We start from the raw sequence: 22,257 nt of genomic DNA, 5'->3' as shown, positions 1-22,257 counted from the left end.
AATTCCAATTTTATATACTACATGCATACTCAATTGACCAGAGTGGATTAGCCACTCCTGATCGATCCCTTTAACGAATTTTAAAATGAGCACCTTAAGCGCTTAAGTTTAATCTATTAGAAAAAGAAAGTTAATTGGCGAAAAGGGTGGATAATCCACACCTGATTGACCCCCGCTTGGCCAATTTCAAAATGCCCACCTTTAGTGCTTAAGTTCAAGATCTTAGGAAAGAAAGCGAATTGGCGAAGAGGGCAGTGCTATTGCGGCCGCCATAGATCAGCTATTTCTGTAAAAGAACTATACGGATCATTTCTAGTAATGGCTGTATAATCTGATAATGACAATAGGTTTGTTGGCAAAATAATTTCATTTATAATAAAAGAAAAATACCACCTCTGACACACTGCTGTCATAACCTGGATTTAATTTTGCTGTATAAAATTTAAAACAGACAATAGGATCATGAAAGATTCATCAGAAACACTTGATCGTTTCCATAAGCTTTATTTTTTTATCAATAAACAATAGAAACACCAGTAGAAATAGTAGTGGTGTTGGTTGAAATAACTGATATATTTTTAACGCAGCCTCTACTGTCTTAGTGTATATTATCCCCGCAGCACTGGCTGTTTTTTGTTGAAGTGCCGATAATTCACCTGGCGATGAATGTCAAAGCCCGCGGCAAATTCCTTAAAATCGGCGAAAAAAGCTCCGGTTGCTCCATCGTGGCGAAGTGGCTACATTCTGGCATATCTTTCCAGTGAATGAAAAGGGGCTTACCGAAAAAAGATAGTTCAGTTTGTACTTAGTTTAAACGCGTAGTGGCCAATTAGTTAAACATAAGCTTGTTTAATCTGTTATTAAATTCATGGAAGATATAAAGATCGTTTCAGGCAATACCGAACAGCAAGTGTGGGTTGGTGTAGCGTCCATCCTCCAGGAAGATATATTTGATTATAACTTGCTCATAAAACAGGGAAAAAAGCAGATCAAATTATATATTGGCATCGATTTGGGCGGAGGCTTTGAAGCTAGCTCGGCATTAACCCAGCTGAGTGCGATTCTGTCACATAAAAATACCTTTAAATTCGCCATACATGATAAAAGTTTTATCGACCAGGTTGGTAAATTTTTTGGCATGCAGGATGTGGAAATTGGCTATCCAAACCTGGATAAACACCTCGTTATTAAAACCGACAATAAGGAAAAGGTTCGGCATGTATTTGCGGATGCTGATATACAAAAAGTTTTTTCAATGCTTGAAAGCTTTGACTGCGGAATTTATGTTGATACAGATGAGAATGACAAACAACATGCCTATCTGGAACTAAACATTGACGAGGGCATTAATAACCCTGCCCAATTACGAAAAATATACCATGCCTTTTATAAGTTGCTGATGAATATTGAACACCAGTTAAAAGCCTGAGTTTCGCCCAGACCCCGGCTAATATGTAATTGTGACGACAAATACGATGACGATCCTATTGGTTTAGTCTACCTCGGGAATACTCCGAAAAATGCTACTTTGCTTATTTACAGGACAATCCCTGTTTATCGGAAACACTAAAGATTATTCTAAGAGGAGGCCTACAAAGACGCCAAGTGACGGAGCACCTTACCCGGTGCTTCTAATGGTACACTGAAACGCTATGAATTTTAATCCAGTTTTAAGGGAGGACCTACAATTTGCATGTCATGGTCGTTAAAAATTTTGGCAAGTTCCTGTTCTGTTGGCTCATGATCTAAAGCCTGCATGGTTACAAAAAATTCTTCAAGTTTACCGGCCGGCTGCAATGTAACCGTCATTTTTCCTTTTTCGGATACTTGGGTCCAGGCATGAGGTACATTGCGGGGTAAAAAAATACTTTCTCCTGTACGTAAATGAAACTTGTCTTTGCCAACCTGGAAATAGTAGGCGCCATCTAAAACGTAAAATATTTCATCCTGCAAAAGATGGACATGCAGCGGTGTACCCCGGCCCTGCGATAAACTTGTTTGCTCAAAAATGGCCAGGTCACCATCGGTATCACTGCCGGATATTTTTACATCCAATATGTTGGAATTGACCCCTTTTAATTTAATATGGCCATGTATGCGGCCTTCTCCCGCGTTTATTTTAAAGCCCTTGTTTATGCGCAATAATCTTTTTACATCAATAGCAAGGGATGTTAACGGCATCGCCGCAAACATTAGCACGGAAGTAATAAAATTATTTCTTTTCATGATAAAACGATTTGCATTGGTATATAAAAAGGACCTTACCGGCGTATTACCAGGTTGATATAAAAGTAGTTATAATGATTTAGTTACGCTAGCAGAATGGTCTTCAATAGCAAACTTTGCGGACAATAATTTGGCGGCTAAGGAGCTTACCATTGCTCCGGCTGCCAGCTATTATCTTACTCTTGTATCTGTTGCCACCCAGTTTACTTCCCATGTTTTGCCGCCGTCAGCAGAAAAGGCTTGTTCAAAGTGACAAGAGTTGGCTGTGATATCAGATATTATAAACCGGACTAAGATTGCTCTGCCATTATATGTTTCCTGATCGTAGAATTCTCCTCGTCCATTTTGGAATTGCCCTATAGTCGGTTGGCTCATAACGCCACTGCCGCTACCGGAAAAATTCAAGCTCCATTGATGGGCTACTATATTATATAGGCGCAAGCTTAACGCTTCAATATGTCCTGAAGGACCTGTCACATCGAGCTCGACCAGGTTGGCACGACCGTTCCAAACCTTCCTGACCACAGTGGTACCGCTGTATTCGACCCATGACGATGAACCTGTCAGAGGCTCCTGTAAACGTTTTAACGCTGTCTTCCAGGTGCCTATTTCAAAATCGAAGTCATGCCTGCCATCACGTTGAGTAATTCTATTTATATCATTATTTTGTTGAGCATGCACAGAAAACGCATTAACTGTTATTGCACAAATCGCAGTTAATAAAATTAGCTTGTTAGTATGTCTCATATCACCTAAAATTAAGGTAAAATTGCCCTCATAAAAAAGGAATTTTAATATATTTTCTGCAAACCTACAAAAAGCGAATTTTATACTGGGTAACGAGTTTTGATTTGCCCTCCTTTAAAGGTTTAACCAAAACTTCTAAAAGCGCAATGGAAGAGGTAATGAAAGTAAAATCTCCATTATCATTCGAAGTAAAATACGCCATTAATTTATCCTGGTAAGTTGAATGGCCTTCGATGAAATAGATTAGCGGAGCAGTATCCAGAAAAATACGCTTTTGATAAAAATCAGCATTATTACCACTGTCTTTCCTGGTCGATATATCCGTCAATACCGGTATTGCTCCATAGAGAAGAACCTACGCCAGATATAGAAGTTAACTTTGTTTTATTTTCCTTGTGTTCAGATTTACGAATTAACAGTGCAAGCTTTTCTAAAAGGTTAAGCTGGTCTTCCTTATTCAAGCGTTTAACCTGTAATAAGATGTCATTTAAGAGGGGCTCGACTTCGCACGGGGTGCGGTTAGTGCGCCTAGTAGGGCTACCGAATCGGACAAGCTTGAAAATCAAGTCTTGTCCGATTTTTTGTCACTAAATATCTCTCGACTCAAGATCTTGTTTACTGATTCGCACGGCTTGTTCAAGCATACCTTTATGCAATAATTTTTTGGATATGACACTACGCTGAAAAGCGAATAACTCCATGTTCGTTTGTCACAATAATTCGTTCAATAAAACACTATTTGCTATATATCAGCAAGTTGCTAATCTGGAACAGTGATTGATTAATAAAAATACCGCCGGGGTTTTAAGGGCCCGGCGCTTCGCCAAAGTGAAGCCCAAGAAGCTTCCCTTGAAAGATGGCTTGCTTCAGTAGCTTCAAGACCCCGGACGATGCGTGTCTTATTAATTGTCTTGGTAGAGCTGTACGCCTTCGGGTCTTTGCAGGTCCTGAAACGAACTTTGAATGTAAGAGCACAGGTTCTTTCGTTCCGGACCCGATTTTAATTCCCCCCTGGAGCCGAACACAATAAGGCCGAGTGCAATACAATGACCAATGTCCAACCGCATATCGGGCCGAAAAAGGTTGATTTAGGAATTTCTAATTATTGTCTTTTGCTTCTTATTTCTCACATAAACTCATAATGAAGCGGAGGGGCAAGCCATGTTTTGGTCAGGCTTCCCTGGACATCCGCATCCCTTGGTCCTAAGGATTTGGTAATGATCCGGCAGGGATCACGGCATAAGATTATCATAGAACCCGGTCATTTCTTTACAATTTTTTCACAATTATAGTCGACCCATATTTGCAAGCTATTTTGCTGTTAGTTTTGAATAACCAATTAAGTTACCATGAAAGCAAAAGTTATCAAGATGATTTCGCTTAGCGTATGCATGTCCGGAATTCTACCGTTACAAAGCTGTAAAAAAGACACGCCATTGTCTAAAATTTCGGAACAAAAAAATATTAGTTTAGCTACTTCAACAGCAAGTTCATTGACTTCATCCTATGTAGTGAGTACAGTAGTTGGCAGGAATTCCGGGACCAACTTGCCGTCATTGCCATATCCTTGCTATATATGCAGTGATGCTGTGGGATCGATGTATGTTACTCTACCTTTCAGCAATGCAATTTACAAAGTGAGCCCTCATGGAATTTACAGTAAATATTTGAGTTATGACAGTCCTTACGGCATCAAAGCGGGGGCGAACGGCAGTGTCTATTTTGTAAGTAGATATTCGAATACCGATGGCAGTATTGATACCAATGCTATAGTTAAAGCAGATAAGAACAAAAAAATAACTGTTCTGCCGGTGAAGGAAAAACTTACGCAGATCCTTGACTTAGCGATAGCACCTGACAGCAGCATTTACATGGCCGATTTCCTCAACAACCGAATTATTAAATTTACAAAACAGGGAGGTACGAGCATACTTGCAGGAAAAAAGGGCGTGCGCGGGTATGCAGACGGGCAAGGCGAAAACGCACATTTCACCTATCCAACTTATCTCAAATTTGGGGAAGACGGTTACCTTTGGGTCGTCGATGGCGGAGGTATCGATGTGGGGCAAAGTATAAGGAAAATCAGCAAACAAGGCAAGGTAACAACTGTCTATAGGTTGAAACCCGACTATAAAAATCTCCATTACATTGAAACTTTTGCCGTAACTAAACGAGATAAAGACTATAATCTATCTCCATATGAAAATGTGTTTTTCTTTGTCAGATCTTTTTCGGACGGAAATAAAGTGGTATCAAACCAGTTGTTTCATCTTTCGTATACTAATGTTCTTACTCCTATTACCGGAAACTTACCCGAGGGTTACCAGGATGGATCTGCATTACAGGCAAGTTTCAACGTTCCGACAGGGCTAACCGTAAACCCAAACGGTATATTTGTGGCGGATCAAGTTAATGGTGTCATCAGAAAAATAACAAAGCAATGATACTGGTCTTATTTGATAGGTTACTCGAACTTCAACTTATGACCGGAGTATCACTGCACTATTAGATATTCTTATACATTTAAACTTATCTAATAGTATTTTCTATTAATCTCAAGTGCGCGCAGATGTCATACCTGGATAAACCCCGTTAAGTTGCCCTCCTCACCGGCGCAAAACGGCACGGCTGAGCTGTTAAAGCAAATATTTCTCGTCGGACCTGAAAGCGTCACCAGCTGAAGTAAAGTGCGAACAATAAGCGGCAAGCGGTGTTCATCTTTTATGAGAAATCCATTAAAAAAAGATAACCACACGGCACTGATCGGTGCTATCGCTATAGGCGCGGTGGCTGCAGGCGCCATCGCTTTTCTGTTCCTGACCGAAATCGGCAAGGACACCCGCAAAAGCCTGAAAAAGAAAATCAAGTCGTTTGCTAAAGACGCGGCAGCGGATGCCGTCAGCAAAAAAAACAAAATCAAAAGGAAAGTGGTTAATGCTGTGGCCAATCACGTCGTAAATAAAATGGCCGGCTAACTGGCTTTTAACTCCAGGAAACGGATCAAATGTTCTTCCAGTAAATCGGTATTGTAATCCGAATCGGTCGCATGAACAGTAACGATCAGGACGTCGTCTGTTACCGTGATGGTCAGGGCTGGGCCGTCGATTACTTCCGGGAACAGCACATTGATCACATCATACACATGCGCGTATTCAATCGCCAGGTTGGAACCCAGTTTTTCATTGATATAATCCGCGAATTCCGTTTTTAACAGATCAAACAGCTTTTCTGCGCTGAGTGGTTTAACATTTTTGATAGCTGCCATAGGCATACATAAGCGCCAGAGGCGCATAAAGTTTGATACGTTGGTAAAATAGCTGCAGACGCCTTATGCAACACGCTTCGCCAGTGAAAAAATGGCACTCGCCCTGAAAAAAATTCAGCCTGAAACTGCCGGATTTTCATTTTTTCTATCATCATTTTGGATTGGCATGTTGCTTGTAAGAGGTACAATGATCAGTATGATCGGTTTAATTAATTATTGTTCATTTATTTTTTAAAGTAAAATTTAAAGGAGAAAAGGCCATGACCTTAGTTAAATTTAACAACAACCGTAACAATTCATTATTGCCAGGCATTAATGATGTTTTTGAATCCATCTTTAACGACACGTTCGTTAGCGACCGTATGGTTACCCGCGTGCCTGCTGTTAATATCAGCGAAAGCGAAAATAACTATCATGTAGAACTGGCTGCACCGGGTTTGAAAAAGGATGATTTTAAACTGAACCTGGAACGCAACAACTTAACCATTTCGGTGGAAACCTCCGCTAATCAACAGGACAACGCAAAAAATTACAACAAGCGCGAATACAGCTACAGTTCTTTTGTGCGCTCGTTTACGCTGCCTGAAAGCGCGGACGACAGCAGGATCGATGCCTCTTATACCGACGGCATCCTGCACATTGATATCGCTAAACGCGAGGAGGCCAAATTGGTGCGCCGCCAGATCGAGATCAAATAAATGTAATTATTTTAAAAATTATTTTTTAAACCGAAGGGCTCCTGCTTACAGGGGCCCTTTGATTTTAACATCCTATGGAAACGCAATTTTATATTTTACTTAGCGTCAGCACGCCGCAGGGTTTTGTGAATTACGGGAAATATTTCTTTGGAAATGGGCGGGAAGCAGCTTATGAACTTTTTAACAGCTTAAAAGGGAGTCAGGATACAAAGGCACCGTTACATATCGACCTGATGGAAACCGTTGGTGATTTGCCGGTGAAGATCAAGACTATTTGCTGCACGCTGGAAGAACTTGGCTGTAACAGCAAACTCATTGCCAGGGAGATCTTTCGCTTAAAAAACCTGGAGGACATGTGATGATAGCTAACAATGAGGATGACTGGGCCGGGCTGTTTTAATAAATCAGGAGGTTTTAAACAATAGCGGCAGTGGGAGGTTATATTTAAAGATAACACGAAACACAATGGGAAAGCAACATGAGACCTTTCCGGGAGAGAAACCGGAATATCCGGTGCCGGAAGAAAATCCGGAAATAAGCCCGCAGGAAGATCCGGCGGAGCAGGAAGACCCGCAGATCATACCGGACGAGTATCCGCCGGAAAACAATCCGCAGGAAACGCCGCCCCGACCAGGTATTCTTTAAACATCGGGTGTGCGGGTCGTAGCGGATTAGCTTTAATTGTTTGACGCTTTCTGGTTTGAACGCTATTAAGCTCACTTTGATATGCAGTAAACCGGCGGTGTACGTTGTAGCTATTGGTTGAAATCTTTTCGTGCGCGCCGTTACCTGGACGCTTTTTATAGAAATTTAATATGGAATGTTTGCGCCAACCTTTACTTTCAAAACTTGTTAAGAATATCATGCAACAAGAGATCATCAAAACAAAATACAACGACAGCGAACTACAGGAATTTAAGGACCTTATTGTGGAAAAGATCCGGATAGCCCGCGAAGAGCTATACGAACTGGCCGGCTCATTAAGTTCGGCCAACACCAATGGTGACGAAGCCGCGATTGCCGGCAAGACCCTGGAAGATGGATCAGCCACTTATGAAAAGGAACAAACCAATCAACTGGCTGCACGTCAGAAGAAATTCATCGAACAACTGGAAGGCGCCCTGACACGTATCGAAAATAAAACTTATGGGATTTGCCGCTCGACCGGTAAGCTGATACCGAAAGAACGCCTGCGTGCCGTTCCGCATACCACCCAAAGCATGGAAGCCAAACTTAGTCAGCCATGAGCTCCGCATTTGTCAAAGAAGGAGAGGCCAGGCACCTCAAAGACGTGGCGCCAAATCTGGGCGCACTGCTTTTTTTCCTGCGCGTGGAGAATAACGGAACAGTCATTCGTGACGAGAAATATTATCACAGTGAAAAACCCGGCCGCGATGTCTATGAAATGAGCGATGGGCTGAGCTATGCGCTGGATGACGAACACCACTGGTACATTATCCTGGACTGATGGCGGAGGAATTCTTTGGCGGCACGAGCGGCCTGCAGCTCGACCGGCCTAAACGGGATTTTCCACCGGAGCTTAGCCATTTGTCACGCCTGGCTTACTATGCCCTGCAGGAAAACAGCATTGAGATCAACAGTTCGTTTTATAAAATACCACAGGCAAAGACCGTGACACGCTGGGCAAGCGAGGTGACCGAAAGTTTTCGCTTTACCTTTAAACTTTGGAAAGAGATTACCCATCAGAAAAACCTGTTGTTCTCCGAAGCAGACATTGCGCGTTTCATGGAAGCGATCCAATTACCGCAAACGCAGCAAGGTTGCCTGCTTGTTCAATTTCCACCAAGCCTGCAAGTAAGTGCTCTCCCGCAATTGAAAGCGTTGCTTGTTATACTTAAAACCTATACCTGGCCCATCGCCCTGGAATTCCGCCACCGATCATGGTACAGGGATGAAGTTTTTGAACGCTTAAACCAGCACCAGGCGGCCATGGTTTTGCAAGATATGCCCAAATCAGCCTCGCCTCTGGAGCTTACCGCCGATGACCTGGTTTACCTGCGTTTCCATGGTCCCTCCGGCAATTATAAAGGCAGTTATAGTGAAAGTTTCCTGTATGAATATGCTTCGTATATGACAGAGTGGCAGCAGGAAGGTAAATCCGTTTACGTTTACTTTAATAATACAGCGGGAGCCGCCCTGCAAAACCTTCATTTTCTAAAACATTGCGTGGAAGAACAAAACTAGCATCACGATGCGGCCGAAAATATGCAGCTGAGTTAATAGCTGGCCCAGGCCCATAATTTCCTTTGTTTCAAATAGGCGGGATTGCCTTCTTCGGCATAGGCTTCCCCTCGAATATGGTTTTCAGGTAAGCGCTTTCATGGTCATATTTAAAGCGATTGATGAAGTATTTGCCAGATAACAAAGGTAGAACGGCAGGATAAGCATCTCCAGTTGATGACGAAGATGGATAGTCTCATGCCGGATTAAACGCTGACCATTCGGTACCACTCCGGCAAAGTGTACAACTACCGTCAGGTGCCCGAAGAAGTTTTTAAGGATATGAGTTTTGGCGCGATATGGCTTTTTATATACTCGCTCTATGATCATCATTTGGACATCAGCAAAAAAACTAGCCATCAACGGAGACTATATTATTAAAAAAACGGATTCAATTTGCCAACTCCAACTTTTCTACAGTTTTGGTTAATATCTTAATGCGAGTCTATCGCTTTGTTAAGCGACGGAGTATATCCTGATAGCTGCCTCAAATATTAATATCTTGTTCAGTAATCCCATAATATGATAAGCGATCCTAAATATCGGTCTTCGAAATCGAGAATGACAAAACAACAGGAAAAAGATATCTTAATTTACGATAAGATAATCAACTATATTACGCGTATAGACGAGGAGAAAGATGCCGAGACACTCTGGATGGAAATGAAACCTTTGGGGCATCAAATGAGCATCAGTGCTTTTAACACCAGATTGAAAAAGCTTGTAGAAAGGGGAATAGTGGAAAAAAAGTCGTTGGGATATAACAAAAATTTTTACAGGATAAGTACTGACGACAAGCCCCAGTATTCGGGAGCATTTTAAATGCTGTTATATAAATCAATAGTTCGATTCTTTGTTTATTCCATGTCTTATGTGCGAAAAAATAGTCTTACAGGAGACAGACGCGGCGGTTATGGAAACACTTAGCCTGGTCCTGGAACTGGAAGGTTTTGTTGTTTTTCCATTAGCGGCTGATACTGGAGATCTCATTGATTATATCGACCAGATTCGGCCACATATTATTATGCTGGATTACAAGCTGGATGGGCATATCTGTATAGACATGTGCCACCGGATCAAAGAAAAATATCCACACCTGCCCGTTATTGCAATGAGTTGCAACTGCAATATCCACGAAGAATATAATAAGGCCGGCTTTGATGCTTATATAAAAAAGCCTTTCGATTTAGACCGATTATACTATATCGTGCGGAAATACATTGCGAAGCCCGGTAGTGCCTCAGTTTGAAATAAATGTTAGTAATAATCGTTTTGTAAATATTACAAGCCGATACGTTATTGCCGAACCTGTCGAGGCCTCCAATAGCGGGGGGCTTTTTTGGTGTCTCAGGCGGAAACGATACCATAAAACATTAAATCGGAATGAAAACCAGAATGTACTTCCGGCTCCCAACTTGCTGTTAACGCAGATTTTTCCTGGTGTCGCTTAATGACTTCTGAACTGATAAATAGGCTTAGACGGAATAATGGCTTTCATTTCCATTAAGCTGGTATTAACGGTCGAAAAGGAAGGGTTGTTTATCCGCTGGCATGCCAGGCGCATGATCGGTTACAGTGACTTAGCAGTTGTTGCTGCGTTACTCAGGAATTTGACAATTACTCTTTCAATACGCTCCGTATCCGCGTTAACTTTATGATTCAAGTTATTATTATAAAATTTGCCCGCAATTTGATGATATAACCTATATTTATTAATATGTTTATTCAGCAGTTTGAAGTCATTCCCGAGCTGCAGCCCTACGTAAAACTGATATGTACAATGGACTGCGAAGCTGATGTAGACACAAATCATATACGTGTACTACCTGATACTTGCGTTGAACTATTTGTGAACTATACCGATACCGCTGTGGCCATTATTGGCAACGAGCTGTACAATCGCAGCATTGTTACTTTTCGGATGAGCCGTCACTCGGATGTGCAGATGCGCAAAGGCGCTGGTTGCGTTGCCATTTGTTTTTATCCGGGAGTGGCGTACAGGTTCTTTCATTTACCGATGCATATATTAGCCGACAGAACTTTGGCATTGTCAGATTTATGGCATGGTATGGCGGCAGAAATAGAGAATAAGCTAGCTGATGCCTGTAATCATAAGGCACGTACATGTATCGTACAGCAATATTTGCTGCGACAATTGACGCAAAATGAATACGACCAGCAGGTAGCCTATTGTCTGGAGAGGATACAAAGATCAGCTGAACACATGCCTGTAAAGCAGCTTACTAATGATACCAGCCTTAGCCAACGCCATCTTTCACGAAAGTTCCAGCAGATTGTGGGCTTATCACCCAAAGAATACCTGCGTGTCTGCAGGTTCATCAGGTCGCTCAATCACCTGAAAAAGTATCCTTTACTTTCACTAACCGAGGTGGCTTACGAAAGTGGTTATTACGATCAGGCACATTTTAATCGTGACTACAAGGCTTTTACAGGACACACGCCCGGGCAGGTCGCGCTTGCGACGAATATTTTGTATTGATGTCCGTTTTGTACAATTTGAAATGGTCGGTTCTACCCACTTTTGTTTTACAAAAAAAATGATTGATATGCGAAAACTAATATTGGGACTGGCCATAACTTTAGATGGATACATTGAAGGGCCAAATGGTGAATATGACTGGTGTTTTACAGACCAGGACTATGGTTTAAAGGAATTTTTTACCCGTGTGGATGCTATCTTCATCGGCCGTAAAAGCTACGAAATGTTGCAACAGTATGCCGATAGCAATAACGGAGAAACTGTACCCGGCATGCCGGCAATGACGGAATACATATTTTCCAGAACACTTACATCAGTAAAGAAAGGCGCCGTGCTTATATCGGAAGATAGTATTACTGTGGCGCGAAGGATAAGAGAGCAGCCCGGTAAAGATATATGGCTCTACGGCGGTGCATCGCTTACTGATGCACTCCTTAAAGAGGGTCTGGTAGACGAACTCTGGTTGTCGGTGCATCCTATACTCCTTGGTAGCGGTAAGCCTCTTTTCCGGGAAAACGATAGTCGCATTCCAATCAGTCTGCTGGAATGCAAAACTTATGAGTCCGGTTTGGTATCGCTCCGATACCGTATCGGTAAATGATTTTTTGATCTGCTATTAGTGCGGGTTTCGCTTTTAGCTATTTATTTTGGGGCGGATATCTTTAAATAGATGTAAACTACTAGGATAGCAATGGTAATTTAGTTGACCGAAAAGTGCCGACAGGGAGCTAGGTAAAATTCAGGAAAACTGTATTTGTCAATTATTTTCTCATTTATTCCGCCCTTAATCTGTCTATCGGATTTGCCCTGGCAGCCTGAAGTGTTTTTGTTCCGATGATCAGGATGCAGGATAGTATAACGATCAATAAAGTAGCAATATATGGCTCAGGACCCGCATCAGGGTGATATTTATAGATAACCTGAAAAATAAACTTACTAATAAATAAATAACCTAAAGCAGAGCCGATAACAAAGGCAATCATGATAATACGTATGAACTCCCGGTTGATCAATCCGATAATTTGCATCACCGAAGCCCCAAGAACTTTACGCATGCCGATTTCCTTACTTCGTTTGTCAATATTCAACGCAATTTGTGCAAACAATCCTGACGCCGACAGCAATAAGGTAACTATTGCCAGAAAAAACGCGATCAACTTGAAACCCTGCGTCATTCTGATCTCTTTTTCAATCAGGTCTGATTACAGGTAGCCCCGGTATGGTCTATTAGGGGCCACTTGGTGCCAAGCCGTTTGTAGGAGCCCGTTTACGCGGGCCAGGTTCTTTTCATCTGTCCTCAACACCATAAATTTATAGTCGGCAGGTTTTGCCATGTGAAGCACACAGGGCGGTACAAGGTCGTGTAAGCCGAATTCTTTATAGTCACCTACAACGCCAACTATGGTGTATTTTATACTATCGAGGCTTATGCGATGGCCAAGCGGGTGTTTCAGGCCCAATCGCTGGACAAAGGTTTGGTTAACAAGGATGGATTCACTGGCATCTGCGCCGGTTTCATAAAAATGACGTCCCTGAACTAATTGAATACCCATAGTTTTGAGGTATGCTTCCCCACCGATATTTGCAGCCTGCACCTGAATCTTGTCATTATGTGTTTGGACCGTTTGCGTGTAGGTTCCATCACCGATTTGTTGGGTACACCCGGCTATACTCTTTACCTCCGATAATTGCTGAATAACATGGCTAAAAGCGGTGTATTCCTGCGGACTGTTGATTTCTGCTACAGCTATCTCATTGATCGCGTATCCAAAGTTGGCTTTCTTCTGAAATGATGCATTCTGCGACATGACAATACCGACCACCAGCGCAAAGCAGGATAAACTGAACTGAGCAATCAGCAAAAAACGCGTAAAACGATTGGAAGAACCGAGCGCCGTTTTCCCTTTAAGAATTTTTACCGGCTGGAATGAACTGATATACAAAGCCGGGTAAAGGCCTGAAAAGATCGCACTGAAAGCCGGAGTTATTAGCAAAAAGATCCAGAAGCCATAGTCCTTGCCTAAGTCAGGCGAAAGATCAACGCCGGTGAGTTGCATGACTGTCGGTAATAACAGGCGGACAAAAAATAATGCAAATGCCGATGCAAAAGTACACAATACCAAATTTTCCGTCAGGAATTGCCAGATCAATTGCCTCCTGAGGCCTCCGATCACTTTACGAATGCCTATCTCTTTTAACCGACCGCTGGCAAAAGCAATAGAAATATTGGTAAAGTTAAAGCAGGTTATCATCAAAATAAATAATGACATGATCGCCGGTACAATAACCAATACGCCACGGGGATTAACGGTAAGCTGGCTGCCATAAACGTATCCTGGCATATCAATATCTGAACTCGTTGCTAAATCGGAGAAAGGCTGGAGGAAAAAGCCAGCTACAGGCCAATCAATATTGTTGCGATTATTAACGTGTACGTACGGATTAAGGATGCCTGTTATCAAACCAGCGGATTGATTGTTTTTTAATTTGACAAAGGTGGTAATGCGATTTGCTTTTTCCCAGTTATTGGATAGTGTTTGATTTCCGTCAGCGCCATTATCAAAAGAAGTAATGATGTTGAACTGAAGACTTGAATTTGCGGGGATTTGCTTAGCCACGGCAGCTACGGTATACACCTTCGGATTTCCATCTGATCCAATGATCGTCAGGGACCGACCTACGGGGATTTCCTTAGAAAAGCATTTTTCTGCAAAAGCTTCGCTAATGATTACCTGGCCAGGCTGGTCAAAATCGGAAAGATTTCCGGATTTTAATGGTAAGGCAAAAAAATAAAATATGGCCTTATCGGCGTATTGGATATGTTCATCGAATGTATTCTCCTGATGCTTTACTATAACCGCAGCACTGCTCAGTCGGGCAACCTGCTCCACTCCGGGTACATCCCTTTGAATTGCCTGGGCCAACGGCAGGGGTACAACACCCCAGGGCTGCTTACTGCCGTCAACAACGCGCATACTGTTGAGTCGATAAATATGCTCGGTCCCCGTGTAGTTCTGGTCAAAATTAGCCCGGTAGTTATAGTTAAGATAAGCCACTATACAGCAGGCAATCGCAAATCCAAGCCCGCCGATATTGAGGATAACATAAATTTTGTTACGCCAAAGCACACGGAAAGCAATCTTCAGGTAGTTCGAGAACATAAATGTGATATGAAATGTAAGTCGTAGCGTTTTGTAAAACTTTTAAAAAGTGCTTCAAACTACTTAATTGGCAGTTCAATTACTATGCCAGCAGACTGAACGGCAATTTACAGGTAAACCGGGATTATTTCCGCGGCTCTCCGTCCGAATCCGGACGGTGTTTATGGAAAAGCGTACGATATTAGTACACCAACTCTGTTAAAACCGAAACGAGTCAAATAGCAGCGGCCTATGCGGCTTGTTGTTAGAAAAAAAATTGACCTTATTAAATCTGATGGGTTTTCCCGGGGAGGTGATAAAAAGGGATTACGTCCTGCCTCACAGCCACATAAACCAAAATTCGTTATAAATCACTAAAGCGGTTGGCCATATATTTAACCGCCCGTACTTCTGATTGTCCACTGGTCAATAACGTATTTATGTCGGTTAGGTTCAGGCCTATTGAATCTATAGTGGGATTAAATTTCCATAACATTTCTATCTGCTTAGTGTGAGCTAAATAGGTGGCGGGTTCGGGCCATTGATAAGGAAAGTAGAGCCCGTCCAGAGCGAATTCTTTCAGCTCGTACTCTACTCGATCAACAAGAGACTTTCCTGCCGCCTTTCCAAAGGCCAACCGCGATCAGTCCTGCCGCCAAACCCAGCGCGAACTCCATAATGATGGCGGGCAGGGCCGGGTATAACTGGTGCAACCAGGCAATATTGTGCCTGAAAATCCCGCCCGATACCAAAAGCAAGGCTATCGTTCCAATAATACTTAAGGCTGTGATAATAACCGGTAAGGACTTGACCAACAGGCCACCAAAACCTGCGTAGAAACCTTTATTACCGGGATTTTTGATCAGCTTAAAGCCCGTATCATCCATTCTGACGATCAGGGTGGACATTCCGGAGCCATTGATCACCGCGTTCCGGAATAGCAAACAAATTGTTTCGAAACACTTTGACCATATTAATTAATTAGCCCAGTTTTTTCTTATTGCCGACACAACTCGGTGCTCTAAAGAGCACGGAATAGACTGGTCAAGCTTTCCAGAATGTCCATTTAAGGGACCAATCTCATCTGAGAACATATAAAATCAAAGAAAGCAGAAAAGCTTGGAGCCCTTGTTTCAGGTTTGCAGATTAAAACTCAAATGGCTGATTGATCTGTGGACCCCAATCACTGTTCACGCCTACATTAAACCCGGTTGAGAGATTGAATAGTTTTCCGGAAAAAGTAACAATCGTGTTTGCCTCAATCACCCAACTGCCAGTCGGAACTTTTCGGTCAACCTCGTTACCATTGAGATCATAGTAAGTGACGTCTATCCAAAGTCCGCCCTCCCAAAAATAATCGCCCATCGTTAAACCGGTCTTACCTACATCCCCGGGTTTAACAATGTACGTTTGTGTTACGGTTTCACCACCTACGCTATTCGTGACAGCCTCTACTCCAGTATACAGATCAAGGATATCCGGTACGGAATTGAAATTGACAACAATTTTAGACACTCCCGGAGGTATAGCATCTGTAAACTTTACATTTACACGGCCAACAATCCGGTCAAGCTTTACATCCTGATTGCTGTATTTGCTAACAGTAATCGGAATCTTTTTATAAAAGTTGTCTCCTATGCTGTTCGGGGGCCGATGAAAGTTTTGTCCTTCATAGGCTAAAAATAAACCGGGAAAATATAACGTTTCGTTCCCTGTAAATACCAACACGTCTGAACGGGCCGCGCCGATGATAAAAATGTTGTATTTTCCCGCAGGCAATGTATCGGTAACTCTCCCGAAATTCGGATCGGTTGATTGTTGTTTGATGGTTTTAATGACGTTCAACGAATCACTCTGTTTGGTTACATAATAATATAAGTACTTGAAATTATCTTTCAAGGCTGAAGTTTTTTTTGCAGCACTCTGTACCGATAAAGTTCCGGTTTGTACATCAAATGGTGCTACTGCGAACGAAACTGGATATTTTTCAGCGCTGTTTTCTTCGTGTTTGGCGGATGGAATTCTGTTTTCTTTTTTACAGCTTATTAAACCTGCGGACAGGCCTAATAGAATGATAAGTATTTTTTTCATAGTATTGATATTATAAAATGGTTGAATAAATGATATTCCCAAAGGTAAATTGATGCTTGTCAATCTGTATATCTCCATAAACGTTTGTTACTTTTTTGTTCATTATTGTGTAATCAATTGAAAAATAGGAGGTTTAAAGATGCAGGGATATTGCATTGCAAACGGAGCCCATGAAGTTGCTATGGGTGTAGTAATTATTATAAATACTTGAATAAGTAGTATTTTAACTAAAAATATGCAGGTGGCCGGCGATACTGCCAAACAATTATCTGAACGGTTCGGTAAGATCAATTAGCAAATGGAAAGTGTATCCATCAACAGTGATACGTCGATGAGTCGTTCGACACAACTCGATTACGCCATACCTGCCTCAAAAATCGCAGGTCTTTCATCCGGTGAATTCGTTGGCATGGTGCCCGATGATCCTACCAATAAGATCGACCTCAAGACCTTTCATTGCCAAATACAAAATGATCATGACGTCATCCGCACCGAGGAAGACAGTTACCAATCCATCCCAGTAATCAGGACAACGATTAAAGACGATATATCCGTTAATTATCATAAGATCAAGGCGGATATAGACAATTTGATTGATGGCGCACGGTAATTATTTTCAAAACCATTAAAAGCCGCTTCGCTATTTAGCGAAACGGCTACCAATTTATAAAACGATTACAGGTTGCTTAGCAAACCTGTAATTCAATCTATGTGTTTTTAATAATCATTATTACCAAACTCGTTTCCATTTATTATAGCGTCCAGGAAAGATTGTGGTATGGGGCGCACAACATGTTTCTTTTCATTAAAATTTAACGCCACAGACGGGTTGGTCGACTGGAAGTAAACTCTGGTAAGTTTGCCGGTGCGTTTCAAATCAATCCATCGGGTGTGCTCTCCGGCCAATTCGCGGGCTCTTTCGGCCAAAATGAAATCAATATTCACTTCTGCCGGGGTAATTACCATTTCATTCTCGCGACCTATTATAGCGGCACGTTTGCGTATCATATTAACATATTGTGCAGCTTTAGCCTGGTCGCCGGTGCTAAGCAGGGCCGCTTCGGCCGCAATCAGATAAACCTCACCCAGGCGGATAATCGGAAAATCACCCATCCAATATTGGTTGGTATAAACCCACATCTTGCTCGAGAACTTTTTAAATGCCGGGAATATATTGATCAGACTTGGCTCATAGTGAAATTTATGTCAGCGATTGATCACATGTTAATTTTCTAACTCCTTTCCAATTGCCCTGCTTGCTATGCAATGCGCATAGGTAAATTGACAAAGGAAGCAAATCTAACTTCGTTGACGCTTATCTGAGTTAAGATGTTTCTCTTCATCAATGGATTTTAATCGAGAGCAAGTTTATCGCCTGTAAGCATTGTGCAAATGAAGAGATACATTACTAATATTTTTTAGGGTGCTTTTGGGTATTTTTTTGCTTGGTAAAATCAATAAATTGATTAACCGCTTTTACAAAAGCCTCGTTTTGTTCCGCATACAATAAGTGCCCGCCATTGATTTTTACGATTGTTTGATGCGGAAATTTGAATAGGTGGTAATGGTTTATACCAATAGCATGGTCTTTTGTCCCCGTAATTATTAAAACCGGCACTCTTATAGCCGCGGTCAATGTAGTGTAGTTTTTAAAATATTCCGGATAAAGCATTGAGGCATTTTTATCAATTACAGGCCCCAGTATTTTATAAGCAAAATCGTTTATGCGGGGATATATTGAATCAATTTTATCCAGCGCCTTAATCGTATTAACAGAGTCGGTAAGTAGTTTGTATGCTAAGTGCTTTTTACTTAAACGCTGTCTTAACGTAACTTGTACCGAAGATAACGACTGCAGGGAGTGATCACTGATCACGGTGTCTTTACCTAAGAGTCCATATCCATATTTAATCTGTTCAAGGAGTGACTCAGTATTTAAAAAATGAAGCGTGGAATTAACCAAAATGATCCCTTTTACATGCTGAGGATATTTTTTAGCATAATTAATGAGGATGACGCCGCCAAAAGAATGGCTAAGCAAAAACATTTTTTCAATATGAAGTTTTGCTCTTAGTTCATCCATATCCCGCAAAATGCGGTCCATGCTGTAATCTTTGGCATTTTGCGCACTGCCCGAACCCCTTTGGTCCATATAGATCATGGTTAAAAAGCTTTCGAGCTTATTGCCACCCAATTGTTCAAATGATCGGTAGCCGCCGCCTGGCCCTCCCGGAACAAACATACATGGATAACCTTTTCCTGAAACATTCACCGGTATCTTGACATGGTCTGACGTTAGGAAAGTAAACTGCTTACTATCAACTGGCTTTGATTGTTCCCGGCGTGCGGCCACTGACCAAAAGGCTAGTAGTAAAAAAATACCAGATAATTTATATTTCATTCCCGCTAAATTAATATAAGTTAGGTTCAATCTAAAGTTTGTTCTGATTTGCGCCTGATGGGAATAGCAATAGCAAGTAAAAATCCGGGATCAAAATAATTCTTCAACAAGGGGGTGCGCCTATAAGGCGAAAATAAACTGTTGCCTGACCGCGATGATGCGTTTGATGCTAAAATATTTTATTTAGCAGCGTGCCTTTTGCTCTGGCAGCCTTATGATGAGCTAAATAGTAAGCCCTCACGGCTTACACCAAACAATGCACAAATAGCTGCCAGGGTATATTTTGACCGCTTTTGCCGCATTCTTAAGACTGTTTGATACCACGCTTTTTTCGGATCTTGATATGTAAGTCACTTTCAGCTACCTCGATCATTGTTTCCAAGGCAAGGTTCTTCAATGGAGATAGCTCTAATGCTTTAGTAAGCTCATGTATCTTCCCCAGGAGTAACTTGGATTCCTGGCTTTGGGCATCCCAGGGACCAATGAAGAACTGTTTGCATTCAGTAAAGTAGGCAAATTAAGCTTGCCTGCCCATGCTTTTATGGTGTTTCCTGGAATCCGGTATGGCTTTTTCGATGTGTAAAAAGTCCATAAGCTGCAACACATCAGCGCTCTTTAAGTCATAGTTGAGAGATTGACCGGACATCGTGCTCCGGCCATGCCCGCGGTTATCAACCACAATTACCTGGTGCGTTTTACACAGCAGAGGTACTTCGAAGCCCCAAACATCTGAACTCCCAAACCCTCCATGCAACAGCATGACCGGATCTTTCCCGTTTTTATTAAAGACGGCATAATATAGCTTAATGTCATTGACAGGAGCCAGCCCGCTTTGATCTGCAGGAAGCATTGGCGGTTCAACCGGCAAGGTTTGCCATAAAGGTGTCGCCGTAATGGTCTGACCAAAGCCATACCGAGGCATCAGAAGGATCGCAATTAATATGATCCATGCGTTTTTCATCTTACAATACTTTTATTTTCTTCTGATCCGCTAAGTCCCCAATGGATCATTTTTCCTGATCAGGTTGATCCCGAACAGATAGGGCATGATAAAAGGAATGGCCGGAATAGCTACCAGGTAGCCGGCTGTACCAAACGGTTGCGGCCAGTTAGGCGGCATTAATGCCAGCAACATAGCCATTAGACCGCAACCTATATACCAACGGAACGCGGACCGGCTCAGTAAGCCTGTTATTTTGAGTGAAACTGCAAAAAGCACGATTGCGAGGTATATCATTGCAACCTCGGCCACGCTGATCACATAAAATAAACTTTTTATGGGACCATACCAATCCGGGCGCTTTGCGGTAGGGTTTGCGGTAAATAGCCGGAAAGCATCATTGAGGAAATAACCCCAGAATGCCATATTGATCATAAACAGGGGGATTGCCATACTTAGCACTGCAAATGCTAATACTGAGTACAGGTTTTCGCCGCTTGTCTGTAATTGCGTTTTTAACAGCGCAGCGCCCGATAAAAGCAATAGGCCACCAGCCATCAGGATAGTGTAGCGTATTTGCTGTTCGGCAGCAGCGTCAACCCAGCCTCGCATCGTAGAGGGCAGGGGCCCCATACCAGCGAAGATGGAAAATAATAACCAGGGTGCAAATAATAATAGCGCGGTAATAACCTGTTGTCTACCGGATCGACCTTGCTTCCAAAGCCTGCATCCGCCAAGGTGAAGGGCAGAGAGCATCATCAGGCAGGCATTTAGCACCCAAACGGATAAATATATTGTATAGCTTACATGTCCTATACCAAAACCAATAGCTACCGTTGCCGGGGGAACAAGCCATAGGTATGCCAGGCTCAGTTGTTGTTTAAATGGGGCGGGTTCTTTATACATTGATTTATTTTATTCCTTTTTCAAGTTTTGCATTTTGTCCGGCGAGGATCTTCCACGCACCGTCGCGTTTTACCAGTACAATCATCCTCCGGAATTCAAACGTTTGCCCGGGAAAACGTTCGTCGCCATCTAAGCCGGTGCGCACATGTGATATGGCAAGGTTAGGGTACGGGTAGGTGATATCTTCAACCGCACGGGTATAATAATGGGTGGCTTTAAAATAGGTGGTGTGCACCTGCTGATAATGGAATTGAATATCATCCCTGCCTTTGTAATAAGCACCAAACCAATTTACCCAGGTGGCATCAACAGTGTAGTTATCGGCCAGCCCTTTAGGATCATGCCGGTTCCAGGCATCTTCATAATTTTTAATGAGTTGCCTTATCTGTGTGTTTTCTTTAACGGTGTCTGTTTGCTGGCCGTAGGCTTTAACACCACACAGCCAGCACAGACAAACTACGATGAACCTGAAACTATTAACTTTCATAACTTGTTTATTAATGAAAAAAAATTGAGCTTAAAAAGCTTTTAGTATATCAATTGGTGGCCCCACGCGTTCGAAGCCATGTTGTTTCCTGAACTTGTCCTGTTCGGCTTCGGGTTTGCCTTTCATCTGTCCTTCGCTTATAGCTATAAAACATTCCTCCATTTTACCGGCCGGCTGAAAAGTAGTGAGCATCCGGCCAACACCTTCTCCTACCTTTGAAAACGCATGCGGCACTCCCCGAGGACCAAACACGCTATCGCCGGGTCTAACGCGGTGCAGTTTATCGCCCACTTTAATCACAAACTCTCCCTCCAGAATGTACCACCATTCATCCTGGTTATAATGAAGGTGCAGATTTGGTCCGCCTTTTTTTACGCGCGACGATTCATACACATACAAATCGCCATCCGTATCTTTAGCTGATACTTTGGTATAAAAAGTGTCCCCGTCAAATAAGTTAATAGGTTTCTGAAAACGGCCGGCCCCGGCATTAATTTTATACCCGGTTTTTTCCCGAAGTTCTTTATATATTTTGGCAATGCCGCTAACGGGGCTGGCTAAAACAACGCAGGTTACGGATAGCATTCGAAGGAAAGCATTACGTTTCATGATAGC

General features: G+C 42.3%; 29 protein-coding genes and 1 pseudogene. 15 read left to right on the top strand and 15 right to left on the bottom strand.

Annotated elements, in window-relative coordinates; translation table 11 throughout:
- Positions 1-868 precede the first annotated feature (868 nt).
- Positions 869-1,429 carry a hypothetical protein gene (locus M2273_RS29145; RefSeq protein WP_429401641.1) on the top strand — a complete coding sequence of 187 codons (561 nt, stop codon included), beginning with the start codon at positions 869-871 and terminating at the stop codon, positions 1,427-1,429.
- A 230-nt stretch (positions 1,430-1,659) separates the two neighbouring features.
- Here M2273_RS29145 and M2273_RS29140 read toward each other — a convergent pair whose 3' ends face one another.
- The 3 genes from M2273_RS29140 to M2273_RS29130 all read right to left on the bottom strand — a co-directional run bounded on the left by M2273_RS29140 (position 1,660) and on the right by M2273_RS29130 (position 3,301).
- The gene (locus tag M2273_RS29140) at positions 1,660-2,226 is read right to left on the bottom strand and encodes a cupin domain-containing protein (protein ID WP_429401639.1); all 567 of its coding nucleotides are present in this window, start codon (positions 2,224-2,226) and stop codon (positions 1,660-1,662) included.
- A 171-nt stretch (positions 2,227-2,397) separates the two neighbouring features.
- On the bottom strand, positions 2,398-2,973 hold the full coding sequence (locus tag M2273_RS29135) for a hypothetical protein (protein WP_429401638.1): 576 nt from the start codon (positions 2,971-2,973) through the stop codon (positions 2,398-2,400).
- Between the two features lie 64 nt (positions 2,974-3,037).
- On the bottom strand, positions 3,038-3,301 hold the full coding sequence (locus M2273_RS29130; protein WP_429401636.1) for a type II toxin-antitoxin system VapC family toxin: 264 nt from the start codon (positions 3,299-3,301) through the stop codon (positions 3,038-3,040).
- A 1,021-nt stretch (positions 3,302-4,322) separates the two neighbouring features.
- On the opposite strand from M2273_RS29130, the gene M2273_RS29125 reads away from it, so the two are divergent.
- Positions 4,323-5,417 (top strand): hypothetical protein, encoded by a 1,095-nt coding sequence (locus M2273_RS29125; protein WP_429401634.1) that lies wholly within the window; start codon positions 4,323-4,325, stop codon positions 5,415-5,417.
- 279 nt (positions 5,418-5,696) lie between these two features.
- Complete coding sequence (locus tag M2273_RS29120) at positions 5,697-5,948, top strand: hypothetical protein (protein ID WP_429401632.1); 252 nt, start codon at positions 5,697-5,699, stop codon at positions 5,946-5,948.
- On the opposite strand, the gene M2273_RS29115 is transcribed toward M2273_RS29120, so the two are convergent.
- Positions 5,945-6,238, bottom strand: a complete 294-nt coding sequence (locus tag M2273_RS29115) for a hypothetical protein (protein ID WP_429401630.1) — start codon at positions 6,236-6,238, stop codon at positions 5,945-5,947. The two genes, M2273_RS29120 and M2273_RS29115, sit on opposite strands and share 4 nt — an antisense overlap.
- 260 nt (positions 6,239-6,498) lie before the next feature.
- Between M2273_RS29115 and M2273_RS29110 the strand changes: the two genes are divergently transcribed.
- The 11 genes from M2273_RS29110 (at position 6,499) to M2273_RS29060 (ending at position 12,278) form a co-directional block, all read left to right on the top strand.
- Complete coding sequence (locus M2273_RS29110) at positions 6,499-6,936, top strand: Hsp20/alpha crystallin family protein (protein WP_429401628.1); 438 nt, start codon at positions 6,499-6,501, stop codon at positions 6,934-6,936.
- A 74-nt stretch (positions 6,937-7,010) separates the two neighbouring features.
- Complete coding sequence (locus tag M2273_RS29105; RefSeq protein WP_429401626.1) at positions 7,011-7,295, top strand: hypothetical protein; 285 nt, start codon at positions 7,011-7,013, stop codon at positions 7,293-7,295.
- A gap of 106 nt (positions 7,296-7,401) precedes the next feature.
- Positions 7,402-7,581: a hypothetical protein gene (locus tag M2273_RS29100; RefSeq protein WP_429401624.1), complete on the top strand. Its 180-nt coding sequence runs from the start codon at positions 7,402-7,404 to the stop codon at positions 7,579-7,581.
- Positions 7,582-7,799: 218 nt separating this feature from the next.
- Complete coding sequence (locus M2273_RS29095) at positions 7,800-8,183, top strand: TraR/DksA family transcriptional regulator (protein ID WP_429401622.1); 384 nt, start codon at positions 7,800-7,802, stop codon at positions 8,181-8,183.
- Complete coding sequence (locus M2273_RS29090) at positions 8,180-8,404, top strand: hypothetical protein (RefSeq protein ID WP_429401620.1); 225 nt, start codon at positions 8,180-8,182, stop codon at positions 8,402-8,404. The genes M2273_RS29095 and M2273_RS29090 overlap by 4 nt, the downstream gene beginning before the upstream one ends.
- Positions 8,404-9,141: a DUF72 domain-containing protein gene (locus M2273_RS29085; RefSeq protein WP_429401618.1), complete on the top strand. Its 738-nt coding sequence runs from the start codon at positions 8,404-8,406 to the stop codon at positions 9,139-9,141. Before M2273_RS29090 ends, M2273_RS29085 begins: the two co-directional genes overlap by 1 nt.
- A 276-nt stretch (positions 9,142-9,417) precedes the next feature.
- Positions 9,418-9,558 (top strand): hypothetical protein, encoded by a 141-nt coding sequence (locus tag M2273_RS29080; RefSeq protein WP_429401616.1) that lies wholly within the window; start codon positions 9,418-9,420, stop codon positions 9,556-9,558.
- A 180-nt stretch (positions 9,559-9,738) separates the two neighbouring features.
- A complete protein-coding gene (locus M2273_RS29075; RefSeq protein ID WP_429401614.1) occupies positions 9,739-9,999 on the top strand; it encodes a hypothetical protein in 261 nt (86 codons plus the stop codon).
- Positions 10,000-10,048: 49 nt separating this feature from the next.
- Entirely contained in the window at positions 10,049-10,426 is a 378-nt protein-coding gene (locus M2273_RS29070) for a response regulator (RefSeq protein ID WP_429401612.1), read from the top strand.
- A 468-nt stretch (positions 10,427-10,894) separates the two neighbouring features.
- Positions 10,895-11,677 (top strand): helix-turn-helix domain-containing protein, encoded by a 783-nt coding sequence (locus M2273_RS29065; RefSeq protein ID WP_429401610.1) that lies wholly within the window; start codon positions 10,895-10,897, stop codon positions 11,675-11,677.
- Between the two features lie 67 nt (positions 11,678-11,744).
- The gene (locus tag M2273_RS29060; RefSeq protein WP_429401608.1) at positions 11,745-12,278 is read left to right on the top strand and encodes a dihydrofolate reductase family protein; all 534 of its coding nucleotides are present in this window, start codon (positions 11,745-11,747) and stop codon (positions 12,276-12,278) included.
- 172 nt (positions 12,279-12,450) lie between these two features.
- Here M2273_RS29060 and M2273_RS29055 read toward each other — a convergent pair whose 3' ends face one another.
- From M2273_RS29055 to M2273_RS29040, 4 genes are all read right to left on the bottom strand, one after another.
- Positions 12,451-12,852, bottom strand: a complete 402-nt coding sequence (locus M2273_RS29055; RefSeq protein ID WP_429401606.1) for an ABC transporter permease — start codon at positions 12,850-12,852, stop codon at positions 12,451-12,453.
- Positions 12,853-12,879: 27 nt separating this feature from the next.
- Complete coding sequence (locus M2273_RS29050; RefSeq protein WP_429401604.1) at positions 12,880-14,838, bottom strand: ABC transporter permease; 1,959 nt, start codon at positions 14,836-14,838, stop codon at positions 12,880-12,882.
- Between the two features lie 578 nt (positions 14,839-15,416).
- A complete protein-coding gene (locus M2273_RS29045; protein WP_429401602.1) occupies positions 15,417-15,761 on the bottom strand; it encodes a DUF808 family protein in 345 nt (114 codons plus the stop codon).
- 202 nt (positions 15,762-15,963) lie between these two features.
- Positions 15,964-16,908, bottom strand: coding sequence for a hypothetical protein (locus tag M2273_RS29040; protein WP_429401600.1), 945 nt, complete (start codon positions 16,906-16,908; stop codon positions 15,964-15,966).
- A 298-nt stretch (positions 16,909-17,206) separates the two neighbouring features.
- Here M2273_RS29040 and M2273_RS29035 point away from each other — a divergent pair, with 298 nt between their 5' ends.
- The gene (locus M2273_RS29035) at positions 17,207-17,518 is read left to right on the top strand and encodes a hypothetical protein (protein WP_429401598.1); all 312 of its coding nucleotides are present in this window, start codon (positions 17,207-17,209) and stop codon (positions 17,516-17,518) included.
- 107 nt (positions 17,519-17,625) lie between these two features.
- Here the strand turns inward: M2273_RS29035 and M2273_RS29030 are convergent, their stop codons facing one another.
- The 7 genes and pseudogenes from M2273_RS29030 to M2273_RS29000 all read right to left on the bottom strand — a co-directional run bounded on the left by M2273_RS29030 (position 17,626) and on the right by M2273_RS29000 (position 22,251).
- Complete coding sequence (locus tag M2273_RS29030; protein WP_429401649.1) at positions 17,626-18,081, bottom strand: RagB/SusD family nutrient uptake outer membrane protein; 456 nt, start codon at positions 18,079-18,081, stop codon at positions 17,626-17,628.
- Between the two features lie 235 nt (positions 18,082-18,316).
- On the bottom strand, positions 18,317-19,309 hold the full coding sequence (locus tag M2273_RS29025; RefSeq protein WP_429401596.1) for an alpha/beta fold hydrolase: 993 nt from the start codon (positions 19,307-19,309) through the stop codon (positions 18,317-18,319).
- A gap of 103 nt (positions 19,310-19,412) precedes the next feature.
- Positions 19,413-19,475, bottom strand: a pseudogene (locus M2273_RS29020) (DinB family protein); the annotation flags it as partial.
- Positions 19,476-19,826: 351 nt separating this feature from the next.
- Positions 19,827-20,270: an alpha/beta fold hydrolase gene (locus M2273_RS29015; RefSeq protein ID WP_429401594.1), complete on the bottom strand. Its 444-nt coding sequence runs from the start codon at positions 20,268-20,270 to the stop codon at positions 19,827-19,829.
- 30 nt (positions 20,271-20,300) lie between these two features.
- Positions 20,301-21,155 (bottom strand): hypothetical protein, encoded by an 855-nt coding sequence (locus M2273_RS29010; RefSeq protein ID WP_429401592.1) that lies wholly within the window; start codon positions 21,153-21,155, stop codon positions 20,301-20,303.
- Positions 21,156-21,159: 4 nt separating this feature from the next.
- A complete protein-coding gene (locus tag M2273_RS29005; RefSeq protein WP_429401590.1) occupies positions 21,160-21,642 on the bottom strand; it encodes a YybH family protein in 483 nt (160 codons plus the stop codon).
- Positions 21,643-21,672: 30 nt separating this feature from the next.
- Positions 21,673-22,251 (bottom strand): cupin domain-containing protein, encoded by a 579-nt coding sequence (locus M2273_RS29000; RefSeq protein WP_429401588.1) that lies wholly within the window; start codon positions 22,249-22,251, stop codon positions 21,673-21,675.
- Between the last annotated feature and the right edge of the window lie 6 nt (positions 22,252-22,257).

It is taken from the genome of Mucilaginibacter lappiensis (genome assembly GCF_050433765.1).
Classification (GTDB): Bacteria; Bacteroidota; Bacteroidia; order Sphingobacteriales; family Sphingobacteriaceae; genus Mucilaginibacter; species Mucilaginibacter lappiensis_A.
This window is presented reverse-complemented; position numbering and strand designations above follow the sequence as displayed.